The sequence below is a fragment of the Nocardia sp. NPDC055165 genome (genome assembly GCF_053606985.1).
Genome location: NZ_JBSGSS010000001.1, coordinates 269,682 through 279,900 on the forward strand (window position 1 = coordinate 269,682; position 10,219 = coordinate 279,900).

17 protein-coding genes are annotated in these 10,219 nt (G+C 67.6%); 10 read left to right on the plus strand and 7 right to left on the minus strand.

Translation table 11 applies throughout. The annotated features are described in order from the left end of the window. Window positions 1-5: 5 nt before the first annotated feature. The 3 genes from arsB to ACWFRF_RS01380 form a co-directional block, all read right to left on the minus strand. Window positions 6-1,094, minus strand: a complete 1,089-nt coding sequence (arsB, locus tag ACWFRF_RS01370; protein WP_452448442.1) for an ACR3 family arsenite efflux transporter — start codon at window positions 1,092-1,094, stop codon at window positions 6-8. Further along, entirely contained in the window at window positions 1,091-1,462 is a 372-nt protein-coding gene (locus ACWFRF_RS01375; RefSeq protein WP_378989760.1) for an ArsR/SmtB family transcription factor, read from the minus strand. The genes arsB and ACWFRF_RS01375 overlap by 4 nt, the downstream gene beginning before the upstream one ends. A gap of 73 nt (window positions 1,463-1,535) precedes the next feature. Then, window positions 1,536-2,054 (minus strand): ArsI/CadI family heavy metal resistance metalloenzyme, encoded by a 519-nt coding sequence (locus ACWFRF_RS01380; RefSeq protein ID WP_378989758.1) that lies wholly within the window; start codon window positions 2,052-2,054, stop codon window positions 1,536-1,538. Window positions 2,055-2,153: 99 nt separating this feature from the next. Between ACWFRF_RS01380 and ACWFRF_RS01385 the strand changes: the two genes are divergently transcribed. Further along, window positions 2,154-2,513 (plus strand): Rv2640c family ArsR-like transcriptional regulator, encoded by a 360-nt coding sequence (locus ACWFRF_RS01385; protein WP_378630814.1) that lies wholly within the window; start codon window positions 2,154-2,156, stop codon window positions 2,511-2,513. A 29-nt stretch (window positions 2,514-2,542) separates the two neighbouring features. Here the strand turns inward: ACWFRF_RS01385 and ACWFRF_RS01390 are convergent, their stop codons facing one another. After that, window positions 2,543-2,935, minus strand: a complete 393-nt coding sequence (locus tag ACWFRF_RS01390; protein WP_452448443.1) for a PPOX class F420-dependent oxidoreductase — start codon at window positions 2,933-2,935, stop codon at window positions 2,543-2,545. An 83-nt stretch (window positions 2,936-3,018) separates the two neighbouring features. Here ACWFRF_RS01390 and ACWFRF_RS01395 point away from each other — a divergent pair, with 83 nt between their 5' ends. The 7 genes from ACWFRF_RS01395 (at window position 3,019) to ACWFRF_RS01425 (ending at window position 7,651) form a co-directional block, all read left to right on the plus strand. Continuing rightward, a complete protein-coding gene (locus tag ACWFRF_RS01395; protein ID WP_452448444.1) occupies window positions 3,019-3,537 on the plus strand; it encodes a hypothetical protein in 519 nt (172 codons plus the stop codon). Window positions 3,538-3,541: 4 nt separating this feature from the next. After that, window positions 3,542-4,102 carry a TetR family transcriptional regulator gene (locus tag ACWFRF_RS01400; RefSeq protein WP_379314586.1) on the plus strand — a complete coding sequence of 187 codons (561 nt, stop codon included), beginning with the start codon at window positions 3,542-3,544 and terminating at the stop codon, window positions 4,100-4,102. A gap of 133 nt (window positions 4,103-4,235) precedes the next feature. Beyond that, window positions 4,236-4,385 (plus strand): hypothetical protein, encoded by a 150-nt coding sequence (locus ACWFRF_RS01405; protein ID WP_379314585.1) that lies wholly within the window; start codon window positions 4,236-4,238, stop codon window positions 4,383-4,385. Next, window positions 4,375-4,875 (plus strand): CinA family protein, encoded by a 501-nt coding sequence (locus tag ACWFRF_RS01410; RefSeq protein ID WP_379314584.1) that lies wholly within the window; start codon window positions 4,375-4,377, stop codon window positions 4,873-4,875. Before ACWFRF_RS01405 ends, ACWFRF_RS01410 begins: the two co-directional genes overlap by 11 nt. A gap of 122 nt (window positions 4,876-4,997) precedes the next feature. Continuing rightward, window positions 4,998-5,465 (plus strand): SRPBCC family protein, encoded by a 468-nt coding sequence (locus tag ACWFRF_RS01415; RefSeq protein WP_452448445.1) that lies wholly within the window; start codon window positions 4,998-5,000, stop codon window positions 5,463-5,465. Window positions 5,466-5,511: 46 nt separating this feature from the next. Further along, window positions 5,512-6,066 (plus strand): type 1 glutamine amidotransferase domain-containing protein, encoded by a 555-nt coding sequence (locus tag ACWFRF_RS01420; protein ID WP_452448446.1) that lies wholly within the window; start codon window positions 5,512-5,514, stop codon window positions 6,064-6,066. Window positions 6,067-6,172: 106 nt separating this feature from the next. Next, window positions 6,173-7,651, plus strand: a complete 1,479-nt coding sequence (locus tag ACWFRF_RS01425) for an FAD-dependent oxidoreductase (protein ID WP_452448447.1) — start codon at window positions 6,173-6,175, stop codon at window positions 7,649-7,651. A gap of 37 nt (window positions 7,652-7,688) precedes the next feature. Here ACWFRF_RS01425 and ACWFRF_RS01430 read toward each other — a convergent pair whose 3' ends face one another. The 3 genes from ACWFRF_RS01430 to ACWFRF_RS01440 all read right to left on the minus strand — a co-directional run bounded on the left by ACWFRF_RS01430 (window position 7,689) and on the right by ACWFRF_RS01440 (window position 8,655). After that, window positions 7,689-7,889 carry a hypothetical protein gene (locus ACWFRF_RS01430; protein ID WP_378989752.1) on the minus strand — a complete coding sequence of 67 codons (201 nt, stop codon included), beginning with the start codon at window positions 7,887-7,889 and terminating at the stop codon, window positions 7,689-7,691. Between the two features lie 122 nt (window positions 7,890-8,011). Continuing rightward, the gene (locus tag ACWFRF_RS01435) at window positions 8,012-8,395 is read right to left on the minus strand and encodes a DUF1304 domain-containing protein (protein WP_379316801.1); all 384 of its coding nucleotides are present in this window, start codon (window positions 8,393-8,395) and stop codon (window positions 8,012-8,014) included. Further along, window positions 8,392-8,655: a hypothetical protein gene (locus tag ACWFRF_RS01440; protein ID WP_452448448.1), complete on the minus strand. Its 264-nt coding sequence runs from the start codon at window positions 8,653-8,655 to the stop codon at window positions 8,392-8,394. The genes ACWFRF_RS01435 and ACWFRF_RS01440 overlap by 4 nt, the downstream gene beginning before the upstream one ends. A 299-nt stretch (window positions 8,656-8,954) precedes the next feature. Between ACWFRF_RS01440 and ACWFRF_RS01445 the strand changes: the two genes are divergently transcribed. Continuing rightward, window positions 8,955-9,374 carry a hypothetical protein gene (locus tag ACWFRF_RS01445; protein ID WP_378989749.1) on the plus strand — a complete coding sequence of 140 codons (420 nt, stop codon included), beginning with the start codon at window positions 8,955-8,957 and terminating at the stop codon, window positions 9,372-9,374. Between the two features lie 94 nt (window positions 9,375-9,468). Further along, window positions 9,469-10,035: a hemerythrin domain-containing protein gene (locus ACWFRF_RS01450; RefSeq protein WP_449960886.1), complete on the plus strand. Its 567-nt coding sequence runs from the start codon at window positions 9,469-9,471 to the stop codon at window positions 10,033-10,035. Window positions 10,036-10,219: the final 184 nt, after the last annotated feature.

The window sequence follows — 10,219 nt, forward strand, 5'->3', positions numbered from 1 at the left end:
GCCTTTCAGCCGGCCGAGGCCGGCGAAGTGTGGGTGGTGGGCTCGAACCGTTTGCGCAAGGCCAGGGAGACATAGACCAAGCCGACCAGGACAGGGACCTCGATCAGCGGACCGACGACCCCGGCGAGCGCCTGGCCGGAGGTGACGCCGTAGGTGGCGATCGCGACGGCGATGGCCAGTTCGAAGTTGTTGCCCGCGGCGGTGAAGGCGAGGGTGGTGGTGCGTTCATAGCCGAGGCCGAGGGCCGCGCCCATGGCATAGCCGCCGCCCCACATGATCGCGAAGTAGGCCAGCAGGGGGATCGCGATGCGGACGACGTCGAGTGGATGGGAGGTGATCTGGTCGCCCTGCAGAGCGAACAGGATCACGATGGTGAACAGCAGCCCGTAGAGCGCCCAGGGCCCGATCCTGGGCAGGAATGTCGACTCGTACCAGTCGCGGCCCTTGGCGCGTTCGCCGAAGCGGCGGGTGAGGAACCCGGCCAGTAGCGGGATGCCCAGGAAGATCAGCACCGATTTCGCGATCTGCCATGGGGAGACGTCGATGGTGGTTTGTTCCAGGCCGAGCCAGCCGGGTAGGACCGCGAGGTAGAACCAGCCGAGCACGGCGAACATGAAGACCTGGAAGACCGAGTTCAGCGCGACGAGGACGGCGGCGGCTTCGCGATCGCCGCAGGCGAGGTCGTTCCAGATGATGACCATGGCGATGCAGCGGGCCAGGCCGACGATGATCAAGCCGGTGCGGTATTCGGGCAAGTCGGGCAGGAACAGCCAGGCCAGGGCGAACATCAGCGCTGGGCCCAGGATCCAGTTCAGCACCAGCGAGCTGATCAGGAGTTTGCGGTCGCCGGTGACGGCGTCGAGGCGGTCGTAGCGGACCTTCGCCAGCACCGGATACATCATGATCAACAGCCCGATCGCGATCGGCAACGAGATACCGTCGATCTCCACGGCGCTCAGCGTGTCGCCCAGACCGGGAATCATGTGCCCGAACAGCAGTCCGGCAGCCATCGCGACGCCGATCCAGACCGGCAGGAACCGGTCCAGCGTCGAGAGTTTTCCCACGACGGCCGGGTGGTCGGTGGTGGTGCTCACGCGGTCACCGCTCCGGCCTCGGTCGCGAGCACGTCCGACAGCCGCGCCAGCGCGTGCGGGACGACCCGGTAGTACACCCAGGACGCACGGCGTTCGCTGGTGAGCAATCCGGCCTCGCGCAGCACCTTCAAGTGGTGGGAGATGGTCGGCTGGGTGACGTCGATACCGGTCGACAGGTCGCACACACAGGCCTCACCGCCTGCTCGGGACGCGATCGCCGAGAGCAGCCGCAGCCGGACCGGGTCGGCGAGTGCCTTGAACAGCACGGCCAGTTCGGCGGCGGTCTCGCCGCTCATCGGTGGGCGGGTGCGAGGTGTGGCCTCACACGAGGGTGAGGCCACACTCAGCGGCAAGTCTTGATTCGACATATGTCGATATTGATCGATATCGAATCAAGAAAGCAAGCGAACGTCGAGTGAACTCGCTCGCTCTCGGATCGGGTCAGCCGCAGCAGCTCGCCCCGGAGGCCACGGCCTTCGTTTTGGCCTCGGTTCCGCAGCAGGCACCGTCAGCTTCGGCTTCGGCGGCGGTTCCGCAGCAGACGTCGACCGCTTCGGCGTCGGTAAGGCCGAGTTCGGGCGCGGTGCCGAAGGTTTCGCTGTCGGCCAGCACCGTGTAGACCTCCCACCGCTCAGCGCCCGGCCCGGTCACCCACACCTTGTCCTGGGTGGCGAAGCAACAGGTGGTCGCGATCTGCTCCTCGGTGAACAGGCCCGCGGCGGAGAGCCGGGCGATCTCGCCGCGCACCTGCTCGGAGGTGTCAACCTCGACGCCGAGGTGGTTGATGGACCCGCCCTGACCCGCGTTCTCGATCAGTACGAGCTTGAGCGGGGGCTCGGCGATCGCGAAGTTGGCGTAGCCGGGCTTGCGCTTGGCAGGTTCGGTGCCGAACAGGGTCGAGTAGAACCGCACGGCGGTGTCGAGGTCGTCGACATTGAGGGCCAGCTGGATACGAGACATGATCGAACCTCCACTTGTGTGACATATATCGAAGAACTTGTGGTGCCGAGTCTGCTCACCTTTTCGACATATGTCAATACCGCGGGTAGGGTCGATTTCATGCCCAAGGCACTCCCCATGATCGACATGTCCACCCCCGTCTGCTGCGCCCCTGTCGCGGCGGGGCCCGTCGATGACGCCGCCGCACTGGAGGTGGCGTTGCGACTCAAGGCGATCGCCGACCCTGCCAGGGTCAAATTGCTGTCGCTGCTGCTGACCAGCCCGCTCGGCGAGGAGAACGGCGGCGACCTCGCCGCCGCGGTCGGCCTGAGCGAGTCCACGGTCTCGCATCATCTCGGCCAGTTACGCAAGGCCGGCCTGGTGGAGTCCGAGCGGCGCGGGATGAACACGATTCACCGCGCCCGCCGCGACGCACTGTCCGCGCTGTGCACGGTCCTGGATCCGAACTGCTGCACCTAGGCTCGCCGCCGGGCACACGTCCGCCACCGTCAAACGTCCAGCCGGATCCGAATTCCCACCATCCGTTCGGCGCCTCCACGCAGCCCGCTGCCCCACAGCCCGATCCGGGCGACCAGCCCGTACTTGCGTTTCATCAACGTGGCGAAGTACGCACTCGCTTCCGGCGCCAGCACCTCGGCACAGCCGGGAACCGAGGCGCCGAGTGGCTTGCCGCGCCAGTCGCAGGGGGCGACGCTCACTCGACCCCCGTTGCGGATCCGCTTCACCTTTCCGGCGTCCGCCACGCTCCACACCGCCAGCGCTCGGCCGTCTCGCATCACCCAGACCGGCGTAGGGACCGCCGTGCCGTCTCGGCGAAACGTGGTGAGAAGCAGATATTTGCCGGCCGCCAGCTCGCCGAGCACCGCATCGGTGGATTCCATGGCACGATACTAACTAGTTAGTTAATAAGCGGTCGCCGGAACCGCCCAACCACGCGCGCATGTCGCCGGTGAAAGGAATCCGCATGGGGCGATTCGTCGGGACGCTGCTCGCGGGCTTCGCGGTGGGCACCCCCGCGATCCCGGTCGGCCTCTCGCTTTCCCTACCCGGCCCGGTCGCGCTGTTGGCGGTGTTACTCGGTGCGGCGTGCTGCGTGACCTTCGCGGTCTTCGCCATGGAACGCGCCCGGCTGCTGTGGCGGTCCTGGCGGGTCCGTCGGAATCCGGTGGCCGCACCGGTGGATTCGGCGGCTCCGACCGACGGCACCTCCCCTGTCGACGCGACCGCCCCGACGACGCCGGCACAGAGAGCCCGGCTCTCCGGCGCCGCCGGTCGCCGGGCCAGACGAGTCCTCGACCGATACGGCGTGGCAGGATTCGGCATCGTCGGGCCTGCCCTGTTCGGCACGTGGGGCTCGGCCCTGCTCGGTGCGGCGCTGGGTATCCCCCGCCGGCCGCTGATCGGCTGGCTGATGACCGGGATCACCCTGTGGTGCACGGTGCTGCTCGTCGCATCGGACGCGGCCTTCGCCGTCTTACGATGACCCCATGTCCCGAGCCGACGCCACCAAGGCCCGTATTCTTCAGGCCGCCACCGACGAGTTCGCCACGTACGGCATCGCCGGAGCCAGGGTGGACCGGATCGCCAAGACCGCGGAAGCCAACAAGAACCTCATCTACGTCTATTTCGGCAACAAGGACCAACTCTTCGACGCGGTCTTCGACGCCCACGTCACCCACGGCCTGAATTCGGTCCCCTTCACCGCCGGCGACCTGCCCGAGTACGCGGGACGGATTTTCGACTATTGCCTGCGGCACCCCGAAGTCATCCGGCTGGCCACCTGGCACCGCCTCGAGCGTGGCGACCGGGATGACCCGGCCGTCGCAGCGCCTGCGCGCGACGCCAAACTGGACGCGCTTGCCGCGGCGCAGGACAAGGATGGCATCGGCGCCGAATTCTCACCCCCGACGCTGCTGACGCTGGTGCTGAGCATGGCTCTCGCGTGGAACCCGAACAACATCACCAGCCTGCCCGCCTGCTCGTCCGGCGCCGAGAGCGCCGACGACCGCCGCAGCGCGCTCGTCGAGGCCGTGCGCCGCCTCCTGTGAACAGCGCCGACGGTGATCGGCCACCCGCGTGGTACGGCCGCGCTGTTTAGGAACTGAATTCCGCGGTACGACCACCTTGGGCGGTCTGGACGACGGCCACCGCATCGACTATCCCGGCGCCGAAGGAGGACCCATGGGTACTCGCGACATCATCGCGCAACTGCGACAGGACATCACCACCGCCGGCGACGCCGGGGACGAACGCACCGCCCAACGGCTTCGCAACGAATTGTCGAAGGTCTTGGAAGAGTCCGGCGATCGATCCGACAGCAATGCGGAATGACACGGCGAACCAGCTTGCCGCTCTCGCCGAACGATATGGGTTGACGGTAGCCGTCGCCGAATCGTTGACAGCGGGCCAGGTAGCCGCTGCCCTCGGCGCCGCACCGGATTCGGCGGTGTGGTTTCGAGGTGCGGTCGTCGCCTACGCCACCGAGGTCAAACGGCACGTGCTCGGGATTCCCGATGTGCCGGTCGTGTCCGAGACCGCGGCGAAGGCGATGGCAACGGGCGTGCGTTCGCTGATGGACGCCGATATTGCCGTCGCCACCACCGGAGTCGGCGGACCCGAACCGCAAGACGGGGAGGACGCCGGTTCCGTGTGGTTCTGCGTGGTTACACGCGGCGACGCACAGGCCAGTCACCGGCAGTACGACGGAGATCCCGCCGCGGTTGTCGACCGGTCGGTGCAGTACGCACTCGAGTTGCTGCTGTCGACGGCGACAACGCTCACGCGATCAGCTCCGGTGTGGGTGGCCGATAACCGGGTATAGCCCGGTATCGCGCACCTCCGCCGGCAACGAGCTGACGCTTTCCGTTCGAGCGTGCAGGCAGGAGCAGGTACGCGTCGATGTGACCGAGCGAGAACAACGCGGCCGAGGAGGCGATCCACGACATGGTCCAGGTGACGCGCACGATCCATGCCCCGGTGGAAGAGGTGTTCGCGGTGCTCGCCGATGGATGGTCCTATGCGAGTTGGGTCGTCGGCGCCTCCCACATCCGCGACGTGGACGACACATGGCCGGAGGTGGGAGCTCGCATTCATCACAGTGTCGGACCGTGGCCGTGCACCGTCCAGGACACGACGTCGGTCCGCGCCATCGATTCGCCGCACAGCATCGAACTCGCCGCCAGGCTCTGGCCGATCGGCGCCGCGGTAGTCCGGGTGGAGCTACGCGCCATCGACCCCACGTCGTGTGAGGCCGTGATGACCGAACGCGCCGTTCGCGGACCGAGCCGGTTGTTGCCGCACGCGGTCCAGGCGCTGCCGCTCGTGCCACGTAATCGCGAATCGTTGTCGCGGCTCGCCGACCTCGCCGAGGGCGGATACCCGGATGCGAGAGCCGAGGGCCGGGACGGGTGACGGCCATGCCCACGAACGCAACCCCATTGATCCGAAGGAGTGCACGGTGCCTCAGCAACCACTGACCGGAAAGCACGTCGCCATCCTGGCCACCGACGGAGTCGAACAGGTCGAACTCGTCCAGCCACGCGACGCCGTCGAAAACGCGGGCGCCACCACCGCATTGCTCTCCTTGGCCAACGGCGCCATCCAGGCCATGAACCACGACGTCGAGAAGGGCGACACCTTCCCGGTGGACCGACGCGTCGCCGAAGCCGCCGTCGACGACTTCGACGCGCTCCTGCTCCCCGGGGGCACCACCAACCCTGACAAGCTCCGCCAGGACCCCGCGGCGGTCGCCTTCGTCAAGGAGTTCGCCGCCACCGGCAAACCGATCGGCGTCATCTGCCACGGACCGTGGATCCTCGTCGAGGCCGACGCCGTCCGCGGCCGTACCCTCACCTCCTACCCCAGCGTGCGCACCGACATCCGCAACGCCGGCGGCACCGTGGTCGACCAGGAAGTCGTCACCGACAACGGCTTGGTGTCGAGCCGAAATCCCGCCGACCTGCCCGCCTTCTGCGCCAAGATCGTCGAGGAATTCGCCGAGGGCAGACACTGAACTCGGCCCGGGTAAGCGGCACTTCCGCTTCGCGGCGGTCGCCTGGCGCCGGGTATCGCTGTCGAATTGCGTCGTTTCGTTCGGCGTATCGGGGTATGCGGCCCGCATGACATCGTTGTGGTTCGCAGGTACGCCGACGCCGGCCCGGCTTCCGCTCGCCGGTGACATCGAGGTCGACACCGTGGTGATCGGTGCCGGCATCGTCGGACTGACTACCGCCTTGCTCCTGGCCGAGCAGGGCCGCCAGGTCGCCGTCCTCGAGGCACGCCAGATCGGCGCCGTGACAACCGGCGCGTCCACCGCGAAGATCTCCCTGCTGCAGGGAACCCGCGCGCAGGCGATCGCCCGCCGGCACGGCACCGACGCTCTGTCGACGTATCTGGTCGCGAATCAGGCGGGCTTCGACTGGTTGCTCGACTTCTGTATCGACCACGAGATCGCGACTCAGCGCGTTCCCGCGGCCACCTACGCACAGAATGCCGGCGAGTTCGCGGCGGTCCGCGCCGAGTACGAGGCCACCCGAGCGGTAGGACTGCCCACCCAGCTGATCGACGAGTTCGACGTCCCTTTCCCCACGCACGGCGGTGTCCGGCTCAGGGAGCAAGCGCAGGTCGATCCGGTCGCGGTTCTCACCGCGCTCGCGGCCGAGCTCGAGGCGAGCGGCGGCTGGATCTTCGAATCGACGCGCGCACGGCGACTTCGCCGACGCGAAGGTCGCGTGGTGGTCGGCACCGACCAGGGCGAGGTCTCGGCGGCGAACGCGATCGTGGCGACCGGATCACCGGTGTTCGACCGGCTCGGCCTCGCGGCACAACTCACGGCCCAGCGGTCCTACCTGGCCGCGGTCCAGGTTCCCGGACCGATTCCGCAAGAGATGTTCATCAGCGCAGGCCGGCCGATCCGTTCGCTGCGCTGGTGCCCCACCGAGGCCGACGACGTCCTGCTGGTCGGTGGTAGCGGCCACGACGTCGGCCGCGTCGATTCCGAGGCCGATCATGTCCGGGATTTGCTGGACTGGACGAATCGCTGGTTCCCCGGCGCGCGGCTCCTCGATCGTTGGTCCGCGCAGGACTACCACCCGATCTCCGAACTGCCCTATGTCGGCGCGGTGCAGCTCGGTGCCGACGAGGTGCAGTGCGCGACCGGTTTCGCCAAGTGGGGCATGACCAACGGCGTCGCCGCCGCACTGATGTTGGCCGGCAGGCTGACCGAGCGGCAGCCCGCGTGGTCGCGAGCCTACGACGGCTGGCGTTCCGGTGCGGTGAAGTCACTGGTCGCGGGCGTGCAGGCCAATACCGCAGTGGCACGGCACCTGTCGACCGGATGGCTGCACCTGCTCGGCACCGACGCGGGAACGACGCCGCCCGAGGGAGAGGGCAGGGTGGAGCGTCGCGGCCTGCACCCGACCGCGCTGTGCACCGTCGCCGGTGCGACCCACACGGTGTCGGCGGTCTGCACACACCTGCGAGGCATCCTCAACTGGAACGACGCGGAGAAGACCTGGGACTGTCCGCTGCACGGGTCCCGTTTCGCACCGGACGGCGCGGTGCTGGAAGGCCCAGCGACCGCACCGCTTCCCCACTGATTGTCCAGCGCGTTGCCGACCGGCTACGCCGAGCCGATCAGGTCCGATCGTCGTCGGTGGTTCCGGTACGCCGACCGAACTCGTCGCTCTCGGGAGTCAGGGTCAGTGCGTCCTGCGGGTCGAGGCCTGCCGACACGGACCACTCGCCACGCAACCGCTGGATCGCGGCTTCCTCGCCACCGCTATCGGCGAGCTCGATGTCGCGACGCCACTGAGCGATGATGTCCAGGGGATCCATGAACTTCTCCTCCTCCGACGATGTGATGACCTGCTCGCGCGGCCTACGGCCGCATCGTCGTGTTACCTCGAAATCCGCGTCCCAAACAGCCGCGCGCCGATGTCGGGTCGTGGATGACGCGCTCACAGCCGGGCGATCACCAAGGCGGCACAACCGATCAGTGGTGGTACCAGCTGGATCAGGGCCGGACGCGCCTTGTCCGGCGAGGATGCGAGCAGCACCACGCCGGCAGCCACCATCGAACCGGCCCCGGCCAGCACGAGCGCGAGCCCGATTCCCTTGTCCCCGAACGCGGTGAACCCCATGCCGATCGCCGCTACGACGGCGAGGAAGAGGTTGTAGAACCCCTGGTTGAAGGCCATTTCCTTGGTGGCCTCGGCCTCCGCGGCGGATATTCCGAAGGTCGCTCGCGTCCGCGCCGACGTCCACTGCAGTGACTCCATCACGAAGATGTAGCCGTGCAGCAGCACAGCGACTCCGGTGAAGATCAACCCGATCGCGGTCATCGATCCGCCTCTCCCGGGCCTCCGGCTTTGCCTTTGCCTTTCCCCTTGCCCTTCCCTTTACCGCCGGCGTCGCTGTCGGGCTTACCGCCTTCGTCGCTGTCGCCGATGGCTTCGGCTGCGCGTTTGCCGATCTGGGCGCTCTCATCGTGGTGCAACTGCGTCGGAGGAAGTGATCGGGGCGCAGCGGCCGCTGTTCCGGCCGCCACGAAAGCGATGGTGACGCCGATCGCCAGGGCGGACGCGATTCTGTGAGTCGACAACGTGTATCCCCTTCTCGTCGTGGAAGTGGTACGCCGGAGATGAACCGATCCAGCCTATAGGCGGCAACACCCATCCGCGGGTCTGCGCGCAGCGAAGTCCGTCGCGATTGCGCACAACCATTGGAGGATCTGTGAAGACTGAACTCGACGAGATAGCCATCGCGAGCACCGTGAAGGCCGGACACCGTGCACTGCGTGTACAGGTCGGCGATCCTCGCCAAGACCATGCGACACAGGGATGGCGGTGCACGTACCGCGTTGTCGGCAGTCCCGTTCGCGAAGCTCGCGGACCGGACAGGTTGGCTGCCATCTATGCCGCGTTGATCGACATTTCGCACGCCGCGACGCTCGTCAGCTCGTCGGGCCGCCCTGACGACTCGGACCACTCGCGAGTACCCGTGCATCCTCCCCTGCCGGTAGTCGGCACCTCCGCATCCGCCGCGAAGGCCCGCGAGTTCGGTCCGCCGCTGGCGGCCAAGGCCGTGCACACCACCGGGGGTCCGGTGGTGATCACGCTCGGACGACCCCGCCAAGACCCCGATCGACCGCACACCTTTCTCTGCCCCTTCCGGATCGACGATCGCACCGAAGCCTTCGGACAGGGGATCGACGAGGTGCGCGCGGTGATCTCGGCGGTCCGCGGTGTGGGCTCCATCCTGGGGATCCCGCTGGACTGGCCCGCGCCGCGCACCGTCGCGCGGGGACAACAACGGCGCTGACCATGAAGGCAGCGGCGGTGCGTTATCGTCGGCTACCGGCGAAGAAGCAAGCTGCCCCGACCATCCATGCTGACCTGACAATCAGGGAGGAATCGTGGACATTACCCAGCTGATCCTTGATGACCACCACGAGCAGCGGCGGCTGTTCGCGATCGTGGAACAGATCGATCGCACCGACACCGGTGCGCTGTCATCGATCTGGGACAGACTCGCGGCTTTCCTCGAGCTACACGCGCAGGCCGAAGAGGAGATCTTCTACCCCGCGCTGCTCGAGACGGGGATCGCGGCCAGGCGCACGAGCGCGGTGGAGGACGAGACGCTCGATGCCATCCACGATCACAACGAGATCAGAGACGCGGTGGCCGACGTCGCGCGTCATCACGTGGGCACCGATGACTGGTATGCCGCCGTCGCGGCGGCCAACCTCGCCAACAGCGACCACATGGCAGAGGAAGAACGCGAAGGCCTCACCGAATTCCGCCGGTTGGCCCCGGTATTGCAACGCCACCGGCTGGCTGTCACGTTCGCCGCCTACGAGGCGCGCCACTACGCCGGTGTCCGGCCGGTCGACAAGGATCCCGGTAGCTATGTCCGCGCCGTGGAGGAGCAGGAGCCCCTGGCGAACGGATCGCTCGCCGTGGGCAGTCTGAAGCAGAACTGACTCGAGACGTCGGGGGAATCGGTGCCCTGTTTCGACCTGATGCGCTCGGGTATCGCGCGGTTGTAGATCGAACCACAGACCGCCGCCGGAAACAGGATGGCCGACCTCCTGACCGGCGGGCGGGCGGTTGCCGGGGTCAGCGCGTCCCGTTCGGGCGCTGTCCCACACGACGGCCCCGGCAACC